Raw genomic sequence first — 24,055 nt, 5'->3', positions numbered from 1 at the left:
CGACCGGCTTACCAGGCCAGCGCGGTGCGGCGGCGTTTTTCGATATTCATCTGTTCGAGCTTGTTGCGGTCGACGCAAATCAGCGCGTGGGTCGGACAGGCATCCATACAGGCCGGGCCTTCCTCACGGTGGTGGCAAAGGTCGCATTTGTTGGCTTCGGCTTTTTCCGCCATCACGTTCAGCCCCGCGCCGCTGTGGCGGATAACCGGGCGCACCACCACTTCCATGGCGCCGTAGGGACAGGCCACCACGCAGGTTTTGCAGCCGATGCAGCGCTCCTGCATCACGTGGACGAAGCCCCGATCGCGGCCGATCGCGCCGTTCGGACAGACGTTGGCGCACGGGGCGTCCTCGCACTGACGGCAGGCGGTGGCCGTCGACACGTTGACGCCTTTGATCACGTGAATACGCGGTAAAAAGCTTTTTGGCGTCAGCGCGGCGCAGTCCTGATTTTCCTGATGAGAGACCACGCAGGCCACTTCACAGGTGCGGCAGCCGATGCATTTGCTCGCGTCGGCGATAATGAAACGGTTCATCCATTTCTCCAGCTGTAAGAAGGTTACGCGCCGGAGTATGCATAATGCGTTCCAACTTTTATCTAACTGATATTAAAGAAGATAAATACGGGAGATGCTGTCATCGTCAGTTGTGACGATGACAGCTGACGACGTCAGGCGTGCGGGCCGGGAACCATCGAGTCGCGTTCAATCAGCTCGCCGGAAAAGGTTTGCTGAAATTTAAAATCGCCGCCGTCGAGCATAAAGATCAGCCGGTTGATGCTCTCTTTGATCATCTCCGTCACCGGGACTTTGACGCTGGAGAGCGCCGGCACCATAAACGGCGCCAGCGCGATATCGTCAAAGCCCACCACCGAAACCTGCTCCGGGACCTTGACGCCGAGCTGGTGCAGCTGCTTCATCGCGCCAACCGCCATATCGTCGTTGCTCGCCACCAGCGCGCTGTAGCCGACGCGGCGCTGGCGCAGCGTCTCGACTCCCGCCGCGCCGGTTTCCGGCGTCCAGCGGCCTTCGACGACCAGATCGTTATTCAGGGCAATGCCGCCGCGGGCCAGCGCGTCTTTATAGCCCGAGAGGCGCTCTACGCCGGTTGGCGAATCCAGCGAACCGGTAATAAACGCGATTTCCCGATGGCCCAGCGCGATAAGCTTTTCCACCGCCATCATCGCCGAGGCCTTTTGATCGGACCAGACGCAGTGGCTGGCGTTGCGGCGCAGGCGGCGGTTGAGCACCATGATTGGCCGCTCATGATTTTCGATAATCTCATCCATCTCATCAACGCTGAGAAAGCGCGGATAGATAATAATCGCATCGCAGCGCAGATCGAGCAGATACTGAATCGCCTCGCGCTCCTCCTCCGCGCTGTGCTTGCCGTCGGCGAGGATCAGCTGCCGCCCTTTGTCTTCGGTCATCCGCGCCACGTGGTAAAGCAGTTCGCTGAAATAGACGCCGTGATAAAGGGTGTTGGTCACCACCAGCCCGAGGGTCTGGGTCTTTTTCGTCGCCAGGTTGCGCGCCAGCAGATTCGGCCGGTAGCCGCTTTCGGCCACCGCCTGGAAGACGCGATCTTTGGTCTCCTGGCTGACATAGCCGTTCCCCGACAGCACCCGCGAAACGGTGGCCTTTGACACCCCCGCGCGCTTCGCTACCTCCAGCATCGTTGCCATGTGGTTATTCCTGTTGCCAATGTTGCCCGCAGTGTACTGCACGCGCTGCGCTTTTTCAGCATTTGCGCGTCGCCCGCGCTGATGCGCACACAGCGATCAAAATCACAAAATCGAGATCTTATTTTTTTATTTCTTGTATGCATTCATGAAACTAATCATGATTTTGTGGAACCGGTTTCCTATGTATGCATGATGCCGCTCCGCTTTCCGGCGCGGCGACAAGCCAGTACCCCATTGATAAACAGGATAAAATCCGATGTCTAAAAATTATGCAGCTCTGGCGCAGCAGATTATCGCGGCAATTGGCGGCGCAGATAACGTTGCCGCCGTCACCCACTGCATGACCCGCCTGCGTTTCGTGGTCAAAGACAACGAGCGGGTCGACAGCGCCACCCTCAAAGGGCTGAAAGGCGTGCTCGGCGTCGTGCGTAGCGATAACCAGTGCCAGGTGATCGTGGGCAATACCGTCTCCCAGGCGTATCGTGAAGTGGTTGCGCTGCTGCCGGGGGATCTGCGACCCGCCGAACCGCAGGGGAAACCGCCCATTACCCTGAAACGCATCGGCGCCGGGATCCTCGACGCGCTGATCGGCACCATGTCGCCGCTGATCCCGGCGATTATCGGCGGATCGATGGTTAAGCTGCTGGCAATGATCCTCGAGATGACCGGCGCGCTGCCCAAAGGCGCGCCAACGCTGACTATTCTGACGGTGATCGGCGACGGCGCGTTCTTCTTCCTGCCGCTGATGGTCGCGGCCTCCGCGGCGGTGAAGTTCAAAACCAATATGTCGCTGGCGATTGCGATTGCCGGGGTACTGGTACACCCGAGCTTTATCGAGCTGATGGCCAAAGCCGCCCAGGGCGAGCACGTGGAGTTCGCCTTTATTCCGGTGACGGCGGTGAAATACACCTATACCGTGATCCCGGCGCTGGTGATGACCTGGTGTCTCTCCTATATCGAACGCTGGGTCGACCGTATCACCCCGGCGGTGACAAAAAACTTCCTTAAACCGATGCTGATCGTGCTGATCGCCGCTCCGCTGTCGATTCTGCTGATTGGCCCGCTCGGCATCTGGATCGGTAGCGCCATTTCCGCGCTGGTCTATACGATCCACAGCTATCTCGGCTGGCTGTCGGTGGCGATCATGGGCGCGCTGTGGCCGCTGCTGGTGATGACCGGGATGCACCGGGTCTTTACCCCGACTATCATTCAGACCATCGCCGAAACCGGCAAAGAGGGCATGGTAATGCCGTCGGAAATCGGCGCTAATCTGTCGCTGGGCGGTTCGTCGCTGGCGGTGGCGTGGAAAACCAAAAACCCGGAGCTGCGCCAGACGGCGCTGGCGGCCGCGGCTTCCGCGATTCTGGCGGGGATTTCCGAACCGGCGCTGTACGGCGTGGCGGTGCGGCTGAAGCGACCGCTGATCGCCAGCCTGATCAGCGGCTTTATCTGCGGCGCGGTGGCCGGTATTGCCGGGCTCGCCAGCCACTCAATGGCGGCGCCGGGGCTGTTTACCAGCGTCCAGTTTTTCGACCCGGCCAATCCGATGACCATCGTCTGGGTCTTCGGCGTCATGGCGCTGGCGGTAGTGCTGTCGTTTGTCCTGACGCTGATGCTTGGCTTTGAAGATATTCCGCAAGAAGAAGCCGCCGCCGACGCCAGACAGCGCCAGGCCGGCACCCAGGCTTCTCACGCCTGAACACCATTTTGTTAACGAGGTAACGCATGGCGACTTTTCCACAGGGATTTTTATGGGGCGGCGCACTGGCCGCCAACCAGTCCGAAGGGGCATATCTGGAGGGTGGCAAAGGGCTGACCACCGTCGATATGATTCCCCACGGCGCGCACCGCCTGGCGGTCAAGCTGGGGCAGGAGAAACGCTTCGCGCTGCGCGACGATGAGTTCTACCCGAGCCACGAGGCGATCGATTTTTATCATCGTTATAAAGAAGATATCGCCCTGATGGCGGAGATGGGCTTTAGCGTCTTCCGCACCTCTATCGCCTGGAGCCGTCTGTTTCCTGAGGGCGATGAGCTGGAACCGAACCCGGAAGGGATCGCCTTTTATCGCTCGCTGTTCGAGGAGTGCAAAAAGCACCGCATCGAGCCGCTGGTGACGCTGTGCCATTTCGACGTGCCGATGCACCTGGTCACCGAGTACGGCTCCTGGCGCAATCGAAAAATGGTGGAGTTCTTCACCCGCTACGCCCGCACCTGCTTTGAAGCCTTTGATGGCTTGGTGAAATACTGGCTTACCTTCAATGAAATCAACATCATGCTGCATAGCCCGTTCTCCGGCGCCGGTCTGGTGTTTGAAGAGAGGGAAAATCAGGAGCAGGTGAAATACCAGGCCGCCCATCACGAACTGGTCGCCAGCGCCTTAGCGACCAAAATCGCCCACGAGGTGAATCCGCAAAATCAGGTCGGCTGTATGCTGGCGGGCGGCAACTTCTACCCCTACTCCTGTAAGCCGGAAGACGTGTGGATGGCGCTGGAGAAAGATCGCGAGAACCTGTTCTTTATCGATGTCCAGGCGCGCGGCGCGTATCCGGTATGGGCGGCGCGGGTATTCCGCGAGAAAGGCGTGACCATCGCCAAAGAAGCGGGCGATGATGAGATCCTGCGCCATACCGTCGATTTCGTCTCCTTCAGCTACTACGCTTCACGCTGCGCGTCGGCGGAGATGAACGCCGGCAACACCAGCGCCGCCAATATCGTTAAATCGCTGAAGAACCCGCATATTCAGGCCAGCGAATGGGGCTGGGGCATCGACCCGCTCGGCCTGCGCATCACCATGAATATGATGTATGACCGCTACCAGAAACCGCTGTTCCTCGTGGAAAACGGTCTCGGCGCGCGGGATGAGATTGACGCTAACGGCGAGATTAACGACGACTACCGCATCAGCTATCTGCGCGAGCATATTAAAGCGATGGGTGACGCCATCGAGGATGGCATTCCGGTGATGGGCTACACCAGCTGGGGCTGTATCGATCTGGTGTCCGCCTCCACCGGCGAGATGAGCAAGCGCTACGGCTTTGTCTACGTCGACCGCGACGATGCCGGACGCGGCACGCTGGCGCGAAAACGCAAAAAGTCGTTCTGGTGGTATAAGAAGGTGATTGCCAGCAATGGGGAAGATTTGGCGTAGTGTGCCCCGCAGACTGAGGGAGCTTCAGCTTAACAAACACCTGCAACACGGAAATTTTCCCGGCTTGCGCTACGCTTAGCCGGGCTACAGGTTCATCAACGCCCGCGGACCGGTAGCCCGGGTAAGGCGTTTACGCCGCGACCCGGGAAAAAAGTACGCTTGCTCCCCCTGGCCGAACTTCCGGCTACAGGTTCATCAACGCCCGCGGACCGGTAGCCCGGACAGATGCGCAGCATCGCCTCCGGGACTGGCAAACGCTACGGGTGACAAAAGTCGTCGTAGCCCGGGTAAGGCGTTTACGCCGCGACCCGGGAAAAAATTACGCTTGCTCCCCCAGGCCGAACTTCCGGCTCGCGCTGCGCTTAGCCGGGGAACGCCGGCTCCTCTGCGGCTTCAAGTGCCGCAAAACCGCCATTCCCCTGCCAGCCATCAAGCCGCGCGTACACCACCTCGACCGCGTCCTTAATCGGCTGGGTCATCGGGTAATAAAAGCCGACGATATCCGGCTGAATACCCAAGAAAATCACCTCGCCGATATCCTCTTTTAGCTGATCGATCAGATAGTTGAGCGGCATATTGTGGGTGGTCATCATAAACATCTCGGCGATATCGTCCGGATCGACGATGCGGATCTCGCCGGGATTCAGGCCCATATCGGTGGCATCGACGATCAGCAGGCGCTCGGGGCGCAGCTCGCGAATGGCGACGATATCGTTCTCCGGCGCGCTGCCGCCGTCAATCACCACCCATTCGCCGACGGGGTTAGCCGCGCACATCTCCGCCAGCAGCGGACCTGCGCCGTCGTCGCCCATCATACTATTGCCGACACAGAGTAAAACGTCAGTCACGGAGTCTCCTCACCATCAGATAGATGGCGCTTTCCTGGTGAATATCATGCAGCATGCTGAGCAGCGTTTTGCTCCACGCTTGCTGCTCGGGGGTCTGCCGGGCCTGCGCTTTATCAAAAGCGTTGGCCAGCATCGTCACATGATTGCTGTCGATAACAATCTCGCCGTACTTCGGCACGCCTTCCATTTTGCGCCGCGCGGTGCTGCCCTCTTCGAGGGTCGCAATCCACGCCAGATACGCCTGCCACGGACAGCTCAGCGCCGCCTCAAGGCAGTCGATGACGCCGAGGTGGTGGCCAATCGCCAGGCTGTAATAGACCACCTGCTGCGCCTGGTCGGGCGTCGCATCGTTCTCATCAATAAATTTACGGCTCAGCTGACTGAACACCACCGTCTCGCTCATCGGATACGCGCTCCCTCGACCACCTGGTTCAGATGGGTGACGATCTCGGTCAGGCGCGGATCTTTTTCCGCCTCCAGCCAGCGCACCACTTGGCTATCGCCCTGCCCCAGCAGGCGCATATAGTCGTCGGCTATCTGGCGACCGTAGCGATAGCCCGCCAGCCGGCGCGCTTCGCGGTCGATGCGCACCCGCAGCGGCTGTACCATATCCGGGTGCAGAAGCTCGGTCGGCCGTTCGTCCTGTTCGCCCGGCAGACGACCATGGATTTTCTGTTCCAGCAGGCCCAGCGCCATCGCGAAGCCGTACAGCGTCGCGGCGGGGGTCGGCGGGCAGCCGGGAATATAGACATCCACCGGCACGATTTTATCGGTGCCGCCCCATACGCAGTAGAGGTCGTGGAAGATGCCGCCGCTGTTGCCGCAGGCACCGTAGGAGATACAGATTTTCGGGTCCGGCGCGGACTGCCACGCGCGCAGCGCGGGAGAACGCATCGCCCGGGTTACCGCCCCGGTAAACAGCAGAATATCGGCGTGACGCGGCGACGGCACCACTTTGATCCCAAAACGCTCGGCGTCGAACAGCGGCGACAGGGTAGCGAAAATCTCGATCTCGCAGCCGTTGCAGCCGCCGCAGTCCACCCTGTAGACGTAGGCGGAACGCTTAATTTTCTTCAGCAGCGATGCCTTCATGCTGGCGATGGACTCATCCACCGTCATCGGCACCGGAATGCCGTTTTCATCGCGCGGGCCTAATAAGTTGCTCATCAGCTGGCCTCTCTCATATGGCGAGTCAGTTCAATACGGTCGGACGGCACCAGGCACTTCTGGCGTTTACACTCCGGGCAGGTCTCAAAGCTTTCGCGATGCAGCTCGGCGCGGCTGTCGCCGTTGTGTTTGAGCAGCGCGATGGCGTAGTCGATCTCTTTCTGTACGGCGAACGGCCGTGCGCATACCCGACAGTGGCAGATGGCAAAACGCGACTGCTGGAGGAAATCCTCTTTTTTCCACACCGCCAGCTCGTACTCCTGAGAGAGCCTAATCGCCGCCGTCGGGCAAACCTCTTCGCAGCGTCCGCAGAAAATGCAGCGTCCGAGGTTGAACTGCCACGCCAGCTGGTTGGTGGCCAGATCGGTCTCCACCGTCAGGGCGTTCGACGGACAGGCGTTAACGCAGGCGGCGCAGCCGATGCACTGCTGCGGGTTATGCTCCGGTTTGCCGCGGAAGTTTTTATCCACCGGCATCGACTCCAGCGGGTATGAGTGCGTCGCGGTGCCGGTTTTGATGACTTTTTTAATAAAGGTAAACATGGCGATTCCTTATTTCAGCGGCGAGTTCTTACGCTCGATGCTGTAGCGCTCCAGCTCTTTGTACGGCACCACTTTGCTTTTCTTCTTGCGCACGTCGACCACGGTCATGCGGTCGGTGCAGGAGTAGCACGGGTCGAGGCTGCCGATAATCAGCGGCGCGTCGGAGACGGTATTGCCGCGCAGCATATAGCGCAGAGTCGGCCAGTTGGCGTAGGTCGCCGCCCGGCAGCGCCAGCGGTACAGCTTCTGGTTGTCGCCGGTCATGCTCCAGTGGATATCATCTCCGCGCGGCGCTTCCGAGAAGCCCAGCGCGAAGCGGTGCGGAATATAGGTGAACCCTTCGACCATCAGCGGGCCGCCCGGCAGGTTATCGAGGCCGAAGTCGATCATGTTCAGCGCGGTGTAGACCTCGTTGATGCGCACCTTCAGGCGCGAGATGACGTCGCAGCCCTGTTCGCTGTGCACTTCCATCGGCAGCAGGCCGTAGCCGACAAACGGGTGATCGGCGCGGGTATCGCGGGCGTGCCCGCTGGCGCGCACCATCGGGCCAACGTTGCTGAAGTCGCGGGCGATTTGCGGGTCGAGACGACCGATGCCCACGGTACGCTGCTCCATATTCGGCGTGCTGAGCAGCATATCCACCAGCTCCTGCACGTCGCGGCGCATCTGCTGCGCCAGCTGGCGGGTCTGGATCATGTCCTCTTTCAGCAGATCGCGACGAATGCCGCCAATCAGGTTCAGACCGTAGGTTTTACGCGCCCCGGTAAGAATTTCCGCCATCTTCATCGAGGTTTCGCGCACGCGGAAGAACTGCATAAACCCGGAGTCGAAGCCGGTAAAGTGGCAGGCGAGGCCGAGGTTCAGCAGGTGCGAGTGCAGGCGCTCCACCTCCAGCAGAATGGCGCGGATCATCTGCGCGCGCTCCGGCACCACGATACCCATCGCGTTCTCCACCGAAGTGGTGTAGGCGGTGCTGTGGGCGAAACCGCAGATACCGCACACGCGGTCCGACAGGAAGGTGACTTCGTTGTAGCCCATCCGGGTTTCCGCCAGCTTTTCCATCCCGCGATGCACGTAGAACAGGCGGTAGTCGGCGTCGATAATATTCTCGCCGTCAACGAACAGGCGGAAGTGGCCCGGTTCGTCGGAGGTGACGTGCAGCGGGCCAATCGGCACCACGTTGTTTTTCTTGCTGCCCAGCTCGTTGATAAACTCGTAGGTTTCGGCGTCGGTGGTCGGCGCCGGACGCTGGCGGTAGTCCATGCTGTCTTTACGCAGCGGATAGAGTTCATCCGGCCAGTCGTCCGGCAGCACCAGCCGGCGTTCGTCCGGCAGGCCGACCGGCACCAGGCCGTACATGTCGCGCACTTCGCGCTCGCCCCATACCGCCGCCGGCACCCGCGGCGTCACCGACGGATACTCGGGTTTATTGGCGTCCACTTCCACGCGCACGGTGATCCAGCACTTCGTGCCCTGCTCCATCGACAGCACGTAGTAGACGGCGTAGTGGCCGTTCAGCTTGCGTTCATCGTTGCCGAACAGCACCGACAGCCAGCCGCCCTGCTTGTAGTACAGGAACTCGACCACTTCCGGCAGATAGTTGACCTTCACCGTGACCGTCAACTGGTCTTTGGTCTGCCAGGCTTCATCCAGCACCACGCCCGGAAAGGCCTGATGCAGCGCGGCGAGATAGTGTTGACCGATTTTTTCTTCAGACATGCTCAAACTCTCTTAAATCACGCCACCAGCAAGGAGACGAAGGCTAAAAAGGCAAAACCAAACCCGGCCCAGGTGACGCGGGAGGTGGCGCAAAAGCGCAGACGCGCCATGCTGTTTTCGAACAGCGCAATCACCAGCACGCCGAGCACCAGCTTGACGACGGCAACCACCAGCGCCAGCAGCAGACCGCCGACGCTAAAGCTGGTCATCTGTCCCCACGGGATAAATACGCCGACGAACATCTGCAGGACCACCAGCTGCTTGAGGCTGATGCCCCACTTCAGCACGCCGAAGCCGCTGCCGCTGTATTCCGAGAGCGGGCCTTCCTGCAGCTCCTGCTCCGCTTCCGCCAGGTCGAACGGCAGCTTGCCCATTTCGATAAAGGTGGCGAAGGCGCAGGCGCACAGCGCCAGAATCAGCGGAAGAGTGCGGACGACAGGCCAGTGATAAATGGTGTCGGTGATGCTGCTGATATGGGTGGACCCCGCGACCTGCGCCGCGACCCACAGGCCGAGCAGCAGGATGGGCTCCACCAGCACGCCGAGCATCGCTTCGCGGCTCGCCCCGATAGCGGTAAACGGGCTGCCGGTATCAAGGCCGGAAATAGCAAAGAAGAAGCGGGCGATAGCGAACAGGTAGATCAGGGTAATCAGGTCGCCCAGCCCCGCCATCGGCGAATCAACGGTCACCACCGGCAGCGCGGTGGCGATGGTCAGCATCACGCCGACCATCACGTACGGCGTCAGGCGGAAGACCCAGCCGGAGGCATCCGGGCCAACGCTCTGGCGGCCCAGCAGTTTCAGAATGTCCCGGTACTCCTGCAACACGCCCGGACCGCGGCGATTATGCAGACGCGCGCGGGCGACGCGGGTCACCCCGGACAACAGCGGCGCGACGGCGAACAGCACCAGCGCCTGCAACAATGCAATTAATACGCTCATTCTCAGGCTCCTCGGGAAATCACAATCACCACCAGTACCGCCAGCTCCACCAGCGCCACGCCGCGAAATAGCGCAGGCGCGGAAGCGTTCTGCCAGCCGGGCACCAGGCGCACCGGGTTCAGCCAGTGGCGCAGTTTCAGAATCGGCGCAAAGGCTTCTTTCACCGGCATGGCGAAACCGTGGGCGGTCACCACCATGGATTTTTCATGGTCGTAGCCGCAGACCCAGGCCGCGCCGCGGGAGCGCGCCGGCAGGCGATCGCCCTTGAAGAAGATCATCAGCAGCAGCGGCAGGAGCGGGCAGGCAATCAGCAGAATGGCGATCATCGGCTGGGACACCGCGCTGGAGACCTCCGCCTGCACCGGAAACGCCCCGCTCACCAGCGGCAGCAGCCACGGTGCGGCAACCCCGCCAATCACGCAGCAGACGGCGGCCAGCACCACGCTAAAGGTCATCAGCCCCGGCGCGCAGGTGGCGTTTTCCGCCTCTTTGCTTCGCGGCGCGCCGAGGAAGGTGACGCCGTAGACTTTCGCCATACACATCACCGCCAGCGCGCCGGTAATCGCCAGGCCCACCGCCAGCAGTGGCCCGAGCAGGCGGCCAACAAACGCGTCGCCGGTGCTCAGCTTAAAGAAGGACTGATAGATAACCCACTCCCCGGCAAAGCCGTTCAGCGGCGGCAGCGCGGCCATCGCCATCAGGCCCACCAGCATCGCGAGCGAAATCAGCGGCATTTTCTTGCCGATCCCGCCGAGCTTTTCGATATCGCGATGGCCGGTGCGGAACCACACCGCCCCCGCGCCGAGGAACAGGGTGGTTTTAAACAGGCTATGGTTGATCAGGTGATACATGCCGCCAATAAAGCCCAGCACCATCAGGGTCGGGTTATGGGTCGCCACGCCGGTGACGAACGCCCCGAGGCCGAGCAGGATAATGCCGATGTTTTCCAGGGTGTGGTACGCCAGCAGGCGCTGAATATTGTGCTCCATCAGGGCGTACAGCCCGCCGACGAAGGCGGTGATCATGCCCAGCACCAGCAGCATCACGCCCCACCACAGCGGCGGTACGCTGCCGGCCAGCGAGACCGTCAGGATGCCGTAGAGACCGACCTTCATCACCACCGTGGAAAACAGCGCGGCGGCCGGCGCGCTGGCGCCGGCGTGAGCCTGCGGCGCCCAGCCGTGCAGCGGAATAACTCCGGCCAGCAGCGCAAAGCCGACCAGGCCCGGCAGCCACAGCAGCGCGTTCTGCGGCGCCGCCATCGCCAGCTGGGTAATCTGCGCCAGCTCAAGGGTGCCGTAGGACGACCAGACCAGCCAGCAGCTCCACGCCATCAGCAGCGTACCGAGGCGACCCAGCGCAAACCACAGTTTGCCGGACTGCGCGCAGCCGGTAAGAAACGCGGCGCAAAGGGCCATAATCTCCGCCATCACCACCAGCGCGCCGAAGTTCGTCACCACCACGGCGCAGACGGCGGCGGCCAGCAGCAGATTCACCAGCAGGCCGTTGGCTTTAACCTGCGGGTGACGATGCCAGGCGATATTGAACAGCGAAATCGGCAGCGCCGACAGGCCGATCGCCAGCAGCCACAGCGCGTTGACGCCGCCCACGCGCAGGGTCAAATGCAGCATCTGCAGCATGCCGCCGCTAACGCGCTCCGGCATCAGCAGCGCCGTTCCGCCCGCCAGCACCAGCATCGCGCTGGCGACCGCGCCGCCAATCCCGGCGATCGCCCCGCTCAGCGGTTTGCGCAGGGCGAACAGAAACGCCAGCACCGCGCTGGCGGCGTACCAGGCCACCGCCTGATTCACTAAGGAAATCACACTCATTTCACGTCCCCTTGTTGCGCCTGGAACAGCGACAGATCGCCGAGATCGGTATTAAAAGTCAGCTGCCGCTTACGCTTGCTGGCCTGGGCGATATCGCGGATATCCACCAGCAGCAGCGCTTTGGTCGGGCAGGTGCGTACGCACGCCGGGCCCTGCTCATCGAAGTGGCACAGGTCGCATTTGACGGCGATGGCGCGCACGCCCGGCACCCAGTCGAGCAGCGAGCTGACGCGGGCCGGCGCCGGCGGCGCGGCGGGGGCCAGCGGCGTATTGGCGTTAGCCGGCATATCCAGCGGACGGCTGCCGGAAAACTCAATGGCGCCGAACGGACAGGCGATGCCGCACAGCTTGCAGCTTACGCACAGGCTCTCATTGAGCTGCACCGCGCCATCGACGCGATTAATGGCGTTAACCGGGCAGACGGCGGCGCAGGGCGCATCTTCACAGTGGTGGCACATCTGCGGCGCGGATTCTTTTTCATTGCGCATTAAATGCAGCCGGGGCATGGCCTGCAGGCCCTGCTGGCGGTGAGTCTCAGCGCAGGCGGCTTCGCAGGTGCGACAGCCGATACAGACGGTGGAGTCAGCAATTACAAAACGGTTCACCGGGTCATCCTCAGGTGAAAGTCATTTTTGACGAAAACAGGTTGCGCAGGTGTCAGCTTCGACACTTGTCGACACCTGACGATTAACGGGCCAGCGTCAGGTGGCTTAAATCCACCGGCTGGTCTTGTTCGATAGCCTCGTAGAGACGGTCGTAAACGCTGGCGATAGTCGCCAGATAGTGCTCCAGAACCTGCTCGCGATCGCGGTTGCTAATCCGGCCATCAATGGTGCCGTCTGAGCCCAGCGTGGCCTGGGCAATCAGACGTCTGTCGTCGCCGTTTTTAGTTTCCACGTAATACTCGATGGTGTGGCTGTTAAACCCTTCCGCCAGCGCAACGTAGACCTGAAAATGGCCAAACAGTACGAAGCACAGTTCTTTATCCGGCGCGCAGCTCATGGCGTGATGCAGACGCGCTTTCGACAGGGTTATCCCCTGTACCAAGGAGTTGCAGTAGGTGTGCCACTGCTCCTGATGCTGACGGTGACGATCGGCGATGTAGTCCGCCTTTTCACTTAATTCCCAAATAGTCATCCCGGATCCCCCGTTGTATGAGATGCACCGGTTAAGCACTTTTCATGCCAAAATTTAATTAATTGATTTTAAAAATGTTTATAAAATTACGGGGGGCGGAAAGACATGTCGATGACGACGTCTGCAGCGTGTCATCGACATTTTCGTGACATTACCTATGACCTGGCATCGTTATTGCATTAAAGGGCCATCGCGATACGGAGGCACCATGCACGAAATCACTCTTAGCCAGCGGGCGCTGGAAATTATCGAACAGCAGGCGCTGCAGGCCGGCGCGCGTCGGGTGACCGGCGTGTGGCTGAAGGTCGGGGCGTTTTCCTGCGTGGAGGCCAGCGCGCTGACCTTCTGCTTTGAGCTGGTGTGCCGCGGCACGCTGGCGGAGGGCTGCGAGCTGCATATCGCCGAACAACAGGCTGAATGCTGGTGTGAATCCTGCCAGCAGTACGTGCATCTCATCTCCCAGCACGTGCGCCGCTGCCCGCAGTGTCAGAGCGACCGGCTGCAAATCGTGGCGGATGACGGCTTACAGATTCAGCGACTAGAAGTGGAGTAATAAGATTATGTGTACAACCTGCGGCTGCGGTGAAGGCAACCTTTATATAGAAGGCGACGAGCATAACCCGCATTCGGCGTTTCGCAGCGCACCCTTCGCGCCCGCCCCGCGCCAGATGATGAACATTACCGGCGTGAAAACCGATAACTTTTCCCCCACCCGCTCGGAGGCTGGCGACCTGCACTACGGTCACGGCGAGGCGGGTACCCATGCGCCCGGCCAGAGCCAGCGGCGGATGCTGGAAGTGGAAATCGACGTGCTGGATAAAAACAACCGTCTGGCCGCCCGCAACCGCGCGCGCTTCGCCGCTAAAAACCAGCTGGTGCTGAATCTGGTCTCCAGCCCCGGCTCCGGCAAAACCACCCTGCTGACGGAAACCCTGCTGCGGCTGAAAGAGAAAACCGCCTGCGCGGTGATTGAAGGCGATCAGCAAACGGTGAACGACGCCGCGCGCATCCGCGCCACCGGCACCCCAGCGATTCAGGTCAACACCGGCAAAGGCTGCCATCTCGACGCGCAGATGATCGCCGACGCCGCGCCGCGCCTGCCGCTGGCGGACCACGGCATTCTGTTTATCGAAAACGTCGGTAACCTGGTGTGTCCGGCGAGCTTTGACCTCGGCGAACGTCATAAAGTGGCGGTGCTGTCGGTAACCGAAGGCGAAGACAAGCCGCTGAAGTATCCGCATATGTTCGCCGCCGCCAGCCTGATGCTGCTTAACAAGGTCGACCTGCTGCCGTATCTCAACTTTGACGTAGAAAAGTGTCTGGCCTGCGCCCGCGAGGTGAACCCGGATATTGACATCATCCTGCTTTCCGCCACCAGCGGCGAAGGCATGGGCCAGTGGCTTAGCTGGCTGGAGACGCAACAATGTGCATAGGCATTCCCGGACAAATCTGCGCCATTGACGGCAATCTGGCGAAGGTCGAAGTGTGCGGCATTCAGCGCGAAGTCGACCTGACCCTGGTGGGCGCGGTTGACGATCGCGGCCAGCCGCGTCTCGGTCAGTGGGTGCTGGTCCACGTGGGTTTCGCCATGAGCGTGATTAACGAAGCCGAAGCCCGCGATACCCTCGAGGCGCTGCAAAATATGTTTGAAGTCGAGCCGGACGTCGGCGCGCTGCTGTACGGCGAGGAGCGGTAAATGCGCTATGTCGATGAATACCGCGCCCCGGAACAGGTGATGCAGCTGGTGGAACACCTCCGGCAGCGCGCGCGCCTGCTGCCGCATACCGCCGAACGTCCGCTGCGCATTATGGAAGTGTGCGGCGGTCATACCCACGCCATTTTTAAATTTGGTCTCGACCAGCTGCTGCCGGAAAATATCGAGTTTATTCACGGCCCCGGCTGCCCGGTGTGCGTGCTGCCGATGGGGCGCATCGACGCCTGTATCGATATCGCCAGCCGTCCGGGGGTGATTTTCTGCACCTTTGGCGACGCCATGCGCGTGCCGGGAAAAAACGGTTCACTGCTGCAGGCTAAATCGCGCGGCGCCGACGTCCGCATCGTCTATTCGCCGATGGACGCCCTGAAGCTGGCGCAGCAGCACCCCGAGCGTGAAGTGGTGTTCTTCGGCCTTGGTTTTGAAACGACGATGCCCGCCACCGCCCTGACCCTGCGCCAGGCCCGCGAGCGCGGCGTCGCCAACTTCTATTTTTTCTGCCAGCACATCACCCTGCTGCCGACCCTGCGCAGCCTGCTCGACCAGCCGGATAACGGTATCGACGCGTTTCTCGCCCCCGGTCACGTCAGCATGGTGATTGGCACCGACGCCTACGGATTTATCGCCAGCGACTATCATCGTCCTTTAGTGGTGGCAGGATTCGAACCGCTTGATCTACTGCAAGGCGCGGTGATGCTGGTTGAGCAGACAATAGCGCGGCACAGCGACGTGGAGAACCAGTATCGCCGGGTGGTGCCCGATGCGGGCAACCCGCTGGCGCAGTCGGCCATCGCCGAGGTGTTTTGCCTTAGCGGCGATAGCGAGTGGCGCGGTCTGGGGGTGATTAACGACTCCGGCGTGCATCTGACGGCCGCGTATCAGCGTTTCGACGCCGAAGCACATTTCCGCCCGGCGCCGCAGCGGGTCTGCGACGACCCGCGCGCCCGCTGCGGCGAGGTGCTGACCGGCCGCTGCAAACCGCACCAGTGCCCGCTATTCGGCAATACCTGCAACCCGCAGAGCGCGTTCGGCGCGCTGATGGTCTCATCGGAGGGCGCCTGCGCCGCCTGGTATCAATATCGCAGTCAGGAAATCGAAGCATGAAAAGCGTTCAGTTAGCCCACGGTAGCGGCGGTCAGGCGATGCAGCAGCTGATCGGCGACCTGTTTATGCAGGCTTTCGCCAACCCCTGGCTGGCGGAGCAGGAAGATCAGGCGCGTCTCGATCTCGCCCAGCTTAGCGCGCAGGGCGACAGGCTCGCCTTCTCCACCGACAGCTACGTCATCGATCCGCTGTTTTTCCCAGGCGGCAATATCGGCAAGCTGGCGGTCTGCGGCACCGCCAACGATGTGGCGGTGAGCGGCGCGCTGCCGCGCTATCTCTCCTGCGGGTTTATTCTCGAAGAGGGGCTGGAGATGGCCACCCTCGAAGCGGTGGTGAACAGCATGGCGCAGACCGCGCGGGAGGCCGGCATAGCCATTGTCACCGGCGATACCAAAGTGGTGCCGCGCGGGGCGGCGGATAAGCTGTTTATCAATACCGCCGGGATCGGCGTTATCCCTACCGGTATTCGCTGGGGGGCGCAGCAGATTAGCGCGGGAGACGTGCTGCTGGTCAGCGGTACGCTTGGCGATCACGGGGCAACGATCCTCAACCTGCGCGAACAGATGGGGCTTGACGGCGCGCTGTCCAGCGACTGCGCGGTGCTGACGCCCTTGATTCAGACGCTGCGCGACGTTGCTGGCGTGAAAGCCCTGCGCGATGCCACCCGCGGCGGCGTTAACGCGGTGGCCCATGAATTCGCCACCGCCAGCGGCTGCGGGATTGAACTACACGAGAATAAGCTGCCGGTGAACGATACCGTGCGCGGCGTGTGCGAGCTGCTGGGGCTGGACGCGCTTAATTTTGCCAACGAGGGCAAGCTGCTGATCGCCGTCGCCCGCGAGGCGGCGGAAAGCGTACTTGCGCATTTACGGTCTCACCCATTAGGCCGCGATGCGGCGATAATCGGCGAGGTTGTGCCGCGCGCGGGCGTGCGCTCCATCGGCCTGTACGGCGTCAAACGTACGCTGGATCTTCCTCACGCCGAGCCGCTGCCGAGAATTTGTTAACGGTGCGGGCCCCCGGATTGCGGCTAACGCCTTATCTGGGCTACAACACTGCGCGCACCTGTAGCCCGGCTAAGCGCAGCGCGAGCCGGGAAAAGCCAGCATGATTATCCAGCCCAAACCAGCGGGCACCCACGGATGGGTTAATGGCGGTCACAACCGCTTTATTAACAGACTATTATTTGTGTCATCACTTTCTTCTGCGCCGCTTTGCGGCGCTTTTGGACTTAAGCAATGTCGTATACACCGATGGGCGATCTTGGGCAGCAGGGTCTGTTTGATATCACCCGCATTTTATTACAGCAGCCGGATCTGGCCGCGCTGAGCGAGACGCTGACCGGCCTGGTGCAGCAGTCCGCGCTCGCCGACCGGGCGGCGATTATTCTGTGGCATTCCGGCAACCATCGCGCGGTCCGGCACGCCTGCGACGACGCGGGACAGCCGGTGAGCTACGAGGATGAAACCGTCCTCGCCAACGGCCCGGTTCGACGCCTGCTCTCGCGCCCAGATGCGCTGCATTGCGATAGCGCCACCTTTGCCGAAACCTGGCCGCAGCTCGCCGTAAGCGGACTCTACCCCAGCTTTGGCTATTACTGCCTGCTGCCGCTGGCGGCGGAAGGGCGTATTTTCGGCGGCTGCGAATTTATTCGCGACGACAACCGGCCGTGGACCGAAAAAGAGTACCAGCGGCTGCACACCTTTACGCAAATCGTTGCCGTGGTGACCGAACAGATCCAAAGCCGGGTCAGCAACAACGTTGATTACGACCTGCTGTGCCGGGAACGCGACAACTTCCGCATCCTGGTGGCGATCACCAACGCGGTACTCTCGCGGCTGGATATCGACGAACTGGTCAGCGAAGTGGCCAAAGAGATCCACCGCTACTTCCGCATCGACGCCATCAGCGTGGTACTGCGCAGCAACCGCAAAGGCAAGCTCAATATCTACTCCACCCACTACCTCGACGCCAGCCACCCGGTGCACGACCAGAGCGAAGTGGACGAAGCCGGTACCCTGACCGAACGGGTATTCAAAAGCAAAGAGATGCTGCTGCTCAACCTGCATGAGCACGACCCGCTGGCGCCGTACGAAAAAATGCTTTTCGAGATGTGGGATAACAAAATTCAGACCCTGTGCCTGCTGCCGTTGATGTCCGGCAATACCCTGCTTGGGGTGCTGAAGCTGGCGCAGTGCGATGAGAAAGTCTTCACCACCACCAACCTCAAGCTGCTGCGGCAAATCGCCGAGCGCGTCTCGATCGCCATCGACAACGCCCTCGCCTACCGCGAGATTCAGCGGCTGAAAGAGCGGCTGGTCGATGAGAACCTCGCCCTGACCGAACAGCTTAACAACGTCGAGAGCGAGTTTGGCGAAATCATCGGCCGCAGCGAGGCCATGAACAGCGTGCTCAAGCAGGTGGAGATGGTGGCGCAGAGCGACAGCACGGTGCTGATCCTCGGCGAAACCGGCACCGGTAAGGAGCTGATTGCCCGCGCTATTCATAATCTGAGCGGCCGCAATAGCCGCCGGATGGTCAAAATGAACTGCGCGGCGATGCCCGCCGGGCTGCTGGAAAGCGACCTGTTTGGCCACGAGCGCGGCGCCTTCACCGGCGCCAGCGCCCAGCGTATCGGCCGTTTCGAACTGGCGGACAAAAGCTCGCTGTTTCTCGATGAAGTGGGCGACATGCCGATTGAACTACAGCCGAAACTGCTGCGCGTGTTGCAGGAGCAGGAGTTCGAGCGTCTCGGCAGCAATAAGCTGATTCACACCGACGTGCGCCTGATCGCCGCCACCAACCGCGATCTTAAGCAAATGGTCGCCGATCGCGAGTTTCGCAGCGATCTCTACTATCGGCTGAACGTCTTCCCGATCCACCTGCCTCCCCTGCGCGAGCGGCCGGAGGATATTCCCCTGCTGGTGAAGGCCTTCACTTTTAAAATTGCCCGCCGTCTCGGGCGCAACATTGATAGCATTCCGGCGGAAACGCTGCGCCTGCTCAGCCGCATGGAGTGGCCGGGTAACGTGCGCGAACTGGAGAACGTCATTGAGCGCGCGGTGCTGCTGACCCGCGGCAGCGTGCTGCAGCTCTCCTTACCGGAAATGAGTATCGAGACGGAGCCGCTGGCGGCGGAAGTGCTGCCGGAGGAAGGGGAAGACGAATACCAGCTGATTGTCCGGGTGCTGAAAGAGAGCAACGGCGTGGTCGCCGGACCGAAGGGCGCGGCCCAGCGTCTGGGATTAAAGCGCACGACGCTGCTTTCGCGCATGAAACGGTTGGGTATTAATAAAGACCAGCTGCAGTAGGCACATCTTCAGAACGCTGTTTCATTTTGATTTTAATGAAACAGCGTTCTGTGAGACAACTCGCTTTACCCGTTCCTGATGAATGATAAATAAGCCTTTTCCTTAATGGAGATGCTTATGACGCGTTTACCTCTGGCCGCCGCCATCGCTTTGCTTTTGGCTTCTCAGGCTGCATTTTCCTCTCTTCCCACCTTTTCCGTCTGGCCCGGCGGTGAAGCGCCCGGCGCCAAAAACAGCCCGGCGAGCGAATCGCTGGTGGAGCGCAGCAAAGACCCCTCGCTGCCCGATCGCGCGGTCACCGGCGTTCGCGCTCCGACAATTACCGTTTACGCGCCAGAGAAGCCCAACGGTATCGCGCTGCTGGTGACGCCGGGCGGCTCTTACCAGCGAGTGGTATTGGATAAAGAGGGCAGCGATCTCGCCCCGGTATTTAACGCCCGGGGCTATACCCTGTTTGTGATGACCTATCGGATGCCGGCGGACGGTCACGCGGAAGGCAGCGAGGCGCCGTTGGCCGATGCGCAGCGCGCGCTGCGTACCCTGCGGGCGCGGGCCGCCGATTGGCATATCGACCCGCAAAAAATCGGCATTATGGGCTTTTCCGCCGGGGGACACGTGGCGGCAAGCCTGGAGACACGCTATAGCGAACCGGCTTACGCCGCCGTGGACGCGGTTGACCAGCAGAGCGCGCGGCCGGACTTCGCGGTGCTCGGCTATCCGGTTATTTCCATGGATCCGGCGATTGCCCATCCCGGATCGCGCAAGGCATTGATTGGCGAAACGCCGACGGCAGAGCGGCAGCACCGCTATTCACCGGAGCAGAACGTCACGCCGCAAACGCCGCCGACCTTTATTTTCCACGCGGTGGACGATCCTTCCGTGCCGGTGGATAACGCGCTGGTGATGTTTAACGCCCTGCGCGCGCAGCAGGTGCCGACCGAGCTGCATCTGTTCGCCGAGGGGAAACACGGATTTGGCATTCGCGGGACCCGGGGCCTGCCCGCCGCCGAGTGGCCGCAGCTGGCGATGAACTGGATAGCCTCGCTGGCGGAAATGAAAAAATAGCGCCGGTAATCCCCGGCTCGCGGCTGACGCCTTAGCCGGGCTACCTGTCCACAGACGGCGGGGACCTCGAAGCCCCGGTAGGTACGGTTTTCCGGAGGCGATGCTGCGCATCTGGCCGGCTACAAGTTCGTGCGGTTTGGTAGCCCGGACAGGCGCGTCAAGCGCCGCCTCCGGGGGATTTTGCCGAGCTATTTATCAGAACTGAAGCCGTTGCTGGTCGCCAGTTCGGCAAACCACAGCGCGTTGCGCTTTATCTGCCGCTCTCCGGTTTGCAGGTCGAGCCGCCAGAAACCGTAGCGGCGCTTGAACGAGTTAATCCACGACCAGTTATCGATAAAGGTCCACTGATGCACGCCAAAGCAGTTCGCGCCGTCGGCTATCGCGCGGTGCAGCTGCACCAGATGCTCTTCCATCAGGCCGATGCGGAACGAATCGTCAATCACCCCGTCTTCGCCCGGTTCGCCTTCCGACTCAATATCCATCGCAATACCGATTTCCGCGAGGAACCACTTTATATTGCCGTAGTTATCGCGAATATTGGCGGCAATGTCATAAATCGCCTGCGGCAGAATCTCATTATTATCGCGATAAGGATTAAAGCGCCCTTGCGGATTCACGTAGTTTTCGAAATAGACCTCCGGGGTGAAATAGTCCAGCGTATAGTCGCTTTCGCGCGCCTTCACCCGCCGCGGAACGTAATAGTTAACGCCGAGAAAATCGACGCGCGATCCGGTAATCAGCTCCACGTCGGCTTTTGTCACCTCCGGCAGGCAGTGGTGCGCGGCCAGAATTTCGCACAGCGCTTTCGGGAACTGATGCTTCACCAGCGGATCGAGGAAGCTGCGGTTGAAGAACAGATCCGCATACCACGCCGCTTTTTGATCTTCCGCGCTGTCGTTGCGGGTATAGGACGGCGTCAGATTCAGCACTACGCCAATCTCGCTTTCCAGCGCCAGCGCGCGAAACTCGCGCACCGCTTTGGCGTGGGCCAGCATAATGTTAAACGCCACCTGCGCCGCCAGCCTGCCGTCTTTCTTGCAGGGATAGTGGAAGTCGTACAGGTAGCCGCCCTCAACCGGCACAATCGGCTCGTTGAAGGTAATCCAGTATTTCACCTTGTGACCGAATAGCTCAAAAGCGGTACGGGCAAAACGCGCGAAGAGATCGGTCACGTGCGCCGACTCAAAGCCGCCGTACTGCTTTTGCAGCGCTTCCGGCATGTCAAAATGATAGAGGTTGATCATCGGCTCGATGCCGTTTTCAATCATCTCATCAAGGTAGGCATGATAGAAACGCACCGCGTCCGCATTGGGCGTGCCGGTTTCGAAGTCGTCAATCAGCCGCGACCACTGAATCGACGTGCGGAAGGAGTTGAACCCGGTCCGCTTCATCAACGCCACGTCCTGGGGATACTGATGATAGGTGTCGCAAACGGTTTGCGGCCCAATCTGCTGATAAAAACGTTCCGGCTGTTCGGCAAACCAGCTATCCCAAATAGAACGGTGCGGCTTGTTGCTTATCCCTTCCGTTTGCGGACCGGATGCCGCCGCGCCCCATAAAAAGCCTTCCGGAAACTGATACCGGGTCATAACGCCTCCTGTAAGTTAAAAAAGGCCGCACCCAACGGGCGCAGCCAATAAGCACTACTCTGCAACCACTTCAATCGATTTGATAAACATGTAGCCCCAGTCGCCGGCGAATTTACCGAAGTCGATGCGGTTATCGCCGGCCTTCAGCTCAACCGGCACCAGCAGCTGCTGGCCCTGCTCATCGGTCTGCGGGAATTCAACCGCGATTGGCGCGCCGTCGTTGACGATAAACGAGTTTTTCTTGCCGCCCCATTTGCCGCTGAACGTCACCCGCAGCTGATACTTGCCGGCCCACGGCGCGGAAACCTGCCAGCTGACCTTATCCCCGTCGTTGGCGAACGGCCCGAGGAAGCCGTCGTCGCCAATCGCCAGCGCGTCTTTTTCGCTTTTCGCCGCCGCAATCTTGCCATCGGTCACGTTCAATACCCCGCCGCCAAAACGGCAGTAGTCGGCGGGGACTTTACCGACGGCTTCCGTCACCGTGACCTTAACGGTTTTGCTGCTTTTGAGCAGACCGTCATCGGCGCTAAAAGTCAGCGCGTATTCACCGGGGGCGCTGAACCAGGCGCGGGTTTCGGCTTTATCCGTCGCGCAGAAGTGGGCCTGCGCGCTGCCGCCGTTGCTCCAGCTCACCGTCACGTTTCGGTCCGGGAGGGCGTCATCGCGCCAGCTCGCGCTGAGCTGCACGCCCTGGTCCTGGCTGGTGGTGAGCGTCTCCGCCAGCGCCACTACCGGCGCCTGATTCGCCTGAGTATGCTTCACGCTAATCACGTTCGAAGGCGATGAACTGCCGCTCTCGTTTTTAGCGATGACGCGGTAATAGTACGTATTCCCCAGCCGCAGACTGCGATAGTCATCGCGGAACAGATCCATCGTCTGCGGGTTCCACTCGTTAACGCCGTCGGAAATGTCGCGCCCCACGACCTTCCACGGCCCGGATGGCGAATCAGCGCGCTCAACATCATAGGCGCGCCCTACCGCCGCCCCCAGCCAGTTGATCGCAAACGGTGAATCCGTCGGCCGCAGCGTCGGCGCGTCAGGTTTCGGCAGCGGCGGCGCTTTCTCCTGCCCGTTCATCTGCGCGGCGGCGGTGCGCACCAGGTCGACCACCTCCATCTCCTGGTTGGCCTTACCTTCGACCGGGAAGCCCGGCAGATGGTAGCTGTAGTGGCCGGTGGACTCTTTGTGCCAGTAGAAGCCGCCGTCGTGACGATGACCGCGGAAGCCCCAGATTAAACCGCCCGCCGCCTGCGCGCCGTTGACTTCGCTATGGACGATCGACTGCATAATGGCGTTAAGCTGCTGCGCGTCCAGCAGGCCAAATTCGCCCACCATGTAGACTTTCTTACCCGCTGCCGCCGTCAGGTCTTTTTTCACCTGTTCGGGGTGGTTGTTATCGGCATTGGTGTAATAGTGGTTGCTGACGATATCAACATGGGGATCGTTAAGCGCAAACGCATTAATTTTCTTATAGGTACTATCCACCACCAGCTGGTGCGGCGCCCACTTTTTGATCCACGCGGCGGTCTGCTGAAGGAACGCCGCGTTGGTGTCCTCCAGCTCGTTGCCGGTCTCCCAGGCCATAATCGCTTTTTCGTCATAGTAAGGGCGCCCGGTCACGCTGTTGGTACGGGTGATAACCTGGCGTATCACATCAAGATAGGCCTTGAAGGTTTTACTGTCGGTACGGTAAAAATCCTCCGGCTTTTCGTGGTAGAACGCCGCCAGCTGCTCGCGACCGCCCCACCACCACCAGTGATCGATAAACGGCAGAATCAGGCGCAGCCCCTGTTTGTCCGCCTCGGCGATCATGTTGTCGTACACCCGCATCGCCTTTTCGTTCAGGCGCGGCATGCCGTCGGCGGTTTCCGGGGCCAGAATATGGGTTTCGCGACCGCAGGCCTCGTCAAACGTCTGCTGCACCGAGAGTACGTATACCCGCTGCGCCCTGGCGCCGGTTTGCACGAGCGCTTTAATCCAGTTTTCCTGTTCCTCCGCCGTCGGCCAGCGGAAGTATTGCCCCCAGCCGCGCGAGTCGGCCTTGCAGGTACCGCGCGCATCGTCCTCGATACGGTGCAGTTCCGGCGCATGAATGCCCGCAAAGCGGAACACCTTGTCGCCATCTTTTAACGTTGCGCCGTCGCGGGTAATAAAGTGTTCAAAGTGCGACTGCTCCGCGGCCATCGCGCCTGCGCTTCCCAGCGCCGAAAGCAGCGCGACGAGCATCAGTTTTTTCACCGGCTTAATCATCGTTA

At 60.9% G+C, this 24,055-nt stretch carries 22 protein-coding genes; 9 read left to right on the top strand and 13 right to left on the bottom strand.

Going from position 1 to position 24,055, the window contains the following annotated elements; all coding sequences use genetic code 11:
* Nucleotides 1-8: 8 nt before the first annotated feature.
* Together hydN and SIK97_RS04975 are read right to left on the bottom strand one after the other, a co-directional pair.
* Nucleotides 9-536: an electron transport protein HydN gene (hydN, locus tag SIK97_RS04980; protein WP_032750977.1), complete on the bottom strand. Its 528-nt coding sequence runs from the start codon at nt 534-536 to the stop codon at nt 9-11.
* A 134-nt stretch (nt 537-670) separates the two neighbouring features.
* Nucleotides 671-1,684, bottom strand: coding sequence for a LacI family DNA-binding transcriptional regulator (locus SIK97_RS04975; RefSeq protein ID WP_014839310.1), 1,014 nt, complete (start codon nt 1,682-1,684; stop codon nt 671-673).
* Nucleotides 1,685-1,940: 256 nt separating this feature from the next.
* Here SIK97_RS04975 and ascF point away from each other — a divergent pair, with 256 nt between their 5' ends.
* Both ascF and SIK97_RS04965 read left to right on the top strand, forming a co-directional pair.
* Nucleotides 1,941-3,383, top strand: a complete 1,443-nt coding sequence (gene ascF, locus SIK97_RS04970; protein WP_004104835.1) for a PTS cellobiose/arbutin/salicin transporter subunit IIBC — start codon at nt 1,941-1,943, stop codon at nt 3,381-3,383.
* A 26-nt stretch (nt 3,384-3,409) separates the two neighbouring features.
* Nucleotides 3,410-4,834 carry a 6-phospho-beta-glucosidase gene (locus SIK97_RS04965; RefSeq protein ID WP_057173202.1) on the top strand — a complete coding sequence of 475 codons (1,425 nt, stop codon included), beginning with the start codon at nt 3,410-3,412 and terminating at the stop codon, nt 4,832-4,834.
* Nucleotides 4,835-5,196: 362 nt separating this feature from the next.
* Here SIK97_RS04965 and hycI read toward each other — a convergent pair whose 3' ends face one another.
* The 9 genes from hycI to hycA form a co-directional block, all read right to left on the bottom strand.
* On the bottom strand, nt 5,197-5,682 hold the full coding sequence (gene hycI / locus SIK97_RS04960) for a hydrogenase maturation peptidase HycI (protein WP_032694626.1): 486 nt from the start codon (nt 5,680-5,682) through the stop codon (nt 5,197-5,199).
* Nucleotides 5,675-6,085, bottom strand: a complete 411-nt coding sequence (locus SIK97_RS04955) for a formate hydrogenlyase maturation HycH family protein (RefSeq protein WP_014226530.1) — start codon at nt 6,083-6,085, stop codon at nt 5,675-5,677. The genes hycI and SIK97_RS04955 overlap by 8 nt, the downstream gene beginning before the upstream one ends.
* Entirely contained in the window at nt 6,082-6,849 is a 768-nt protein-coding gene (locus SIK97_RS04950; protein WP_057173203.1) for an NADH-quinone oxidoreductase subunit B family protein, read from the bottom strand. The genes SIK97_RS04955 and SIK97_RS04950 overlap by 4 nt, the downstream gene beginning before the upstream one ends.
* Nucleotides 6,849-7,391, bottom strand: a complete 543-nt coding sequence (locus SIK97_RS04945) for a formate hydrogenlyase complex iron-sulfur subunit (RefSeq protein ID WP_057173204.1) — start codon at nt 7,389-7,391, stop codon at nt 6,849-6,851. The genes SIK97_RS04950 and SIK97_RS04945 overlap by 1 nt, the downstream gene beginning before the upstream one ends.
* A gap of 9 nt (nt 7,392-7,400) precedes the next feature.
* Nucleotides 7,401-9,110: a formate hydrogenlyase subunit HycE gene (hycE, locus tag SIK97_RS04940; protein WP_014839316.1), complete on the bottom strand. Its 1,710-nt coding sequence runs from the start codon at nt 9,108-9,110 to the stop codon at nt 7,401-7,403.
* A 17-nt stretch (nt 9,111-9,127) separates the two neighbouring features.
* Entirely contained in the window at nt 9,128-10,051 is a 924-nt protein-coding gene (locus SIK97_RS04935; RefSeq protein ID WP_057173205.1) for a respiratory chain complex I subunit 1 family protein, read from the bottom strand.
* Nucleotides 10,052-10,053: 2 nt separating this feature from the next.
* On the bottom strand, nt 10,054-11,880 hold the full coding sequence (gene hycC, locus SIK97_RS04930) for a formate hydrogenlyase subunit 3 (protein ID WP_025107276.1): 1,827 nt from the start codon (nt 11,878-11,880) through the stop codon (nt 10,054-10,056).
* Nucleotides 11,877-12,485 carry a 4Fe-4S dicluster domain-containing protein gene (locus SIK97_RS04925; protein WP_014839318.1) on the bottom strand — a complete coding sequence of 203 codons (609 nt, stop codon included), beginning with the start codon at nt 12,483-12,485 and terminating at the stop codon, nt 11,877-11,879. Before SIK97_RS04925 ends, hycC begins: the two co-directional genes overlap by 4 nt.
* A gap of 82 nt (nt 12,486-12,567) precedes the next feature.
* The gene (gene hycA / locus SIK97_RS04920; protein ID WP_004134329.1) at nt 12,568-13,017 is read right to left on the bottom strand and encodes a formate hydrogenlyase regulator HycA; all 450 of its coding nucleotides are present in this window, start codon (nt 13,015-13,017) and stop codon (nt 12,568-12,570) included.
* 208 nt (nt 13,018-13,225) lie between these two features.
* Between hycA and hypA the strand changes: the two genes are divergently transcribed.
* From hypA to SIK97_RS04885, 7 genes are all read left to right on the top strand, one after another.
* Nucleotides 13,226-13,570 (top strand): hydrogenase maturation nickel metallochaperone HypA, encoded by a 345-nt coding sequence (hypA, locus tag SIK97_RS04915; protein ID WP_004114752.1) that lies wholly within the window; start codon nt 13,226-13,228, stop codon nt 13,568-13,570.
* A 7-nt stretch (nt 13,571-13,577) separates the two neighbouring features.
* Nucleotides 13,578-14,450 carry a hydrogenase nickel incorporation protein HypB gene (hypB, locus tag SIK97_RS04910; RefSeq protein WP_049083798.1) on the top strand — a complete coding sequence of 291 codons (873 nt, stop codon included), beginning with the start codon at nt 13,578-13,580 and terminating at the stop codon, nt 14,448-14,450.
* Complete coding sequence (locus SIK97_RS04905) at nt 14,441-14,713, top strand: HypC/HybG/HupF family hydrogenase formation chaperone (protein WP_004104861.1); 273 nt, start codon at nt 14,441-14,443, stop codon at nt 14,711-14,713. Before hypB ends, SIK97_RS04905 begins: the two co-directional genes overlap by 10 nt.
* Nucleotides 14,714-15,835 (top strand): hydrogenase formation protein HypD, encoded by a 1,122-nt coding sequence (gene hypD / locus SIK97_RS04900; RefSeq protein WP_014839321.1) that lies wholly within the window; start codon nt 14,714-14,716, stop codon nt 15,833-15,835. It begins immediately after the preceding gene.
* Complete coding sequence (hypE, locus tag SIK97_RS04895) at nt 15,832-16,842, top strand: hydrogenase expression/formation protein HypE (RefSeq protein WP_057173206.1); 1,011 nt, start codon at nt 15,832-15,834, stop codon at nt 16,840-16,842. Before hypD ends, hypE begins: the two co-directional genes overlap by 4 nt.
* A gap of 231 nt (nt 16,843-17,073) precedes the next feature.
* Nucleotides 17,074-19,146 carry a formate hydrogenlyase transcriptional activator FlhA gene (gene flhA, locus SIK97_RS04890; protein ID WP_057173207.1) on the top strand — a complete coding sequence of 691 codons (2,073 nt, stop codon included), beginning with the start codon at nt 17,074-17,076 and terminating at the stop codon, nt 19,144-19,146.
* 117 nt (nt 19,147-19,263) lie between these two features.
* The gene (locus tag SIK97_RS04885; protein WP_032750987.1) at nt 19,264-20,211 is read left to right on the top strand and encodes an alpha/beta hydrolase; all 948 of its coding nucleotides are present in this window, start codon (nt 19,264-19,266) and stop codon (nt 20,209-20,211) included.
* 188 nt (nt 20,212-20,399) lie between these two features.
* Here SIK97_RS04885 and SIK97_RS04880 read toward each other — a convergent pair whose 3' ends face one another.
* A complete protein-coding gene (locus SIK97_RS04880; protein ID WP_057173208.1) occupies nt 20,400-21,800 on the bottom strand; it encodes a glycoside hydrolase family 1 protein in 1,401 nt (466 codons plus the stop codon).
* A gap of 54 nt (nt 21,801-21,854) precedes the next feature.
* Nucleotides 21,855-24,047: a CBM35 domain-containing protein gene (locus SIK97_RS04875; RefSeq protein WP_192845376.1), complete on the bottom strand. Its 2,193-nt coding sequence runs from the start codon at nt 24,045-24,047 to the stop codon at nt 21,855-21,857.
* Nucleotides 24,048-24,055: the final 8 nt, after the last annotated feature.

It is taken from the genome of Klebsiella sp. JN_Kp126, from assembly GCF_033843325.1.
GTDB classification, from domain to species: Bacteria; Pseudomonadota; Gammaproteobacteria; order Enterobacterales; family Enterobacteriaceae; genus Klebsiella; species Klebsiella michiganensis.
Note: the sequence above shows the minus strand (reverse complement) of the source record. Positions and strands in the feature narration are given on the sequence as shown.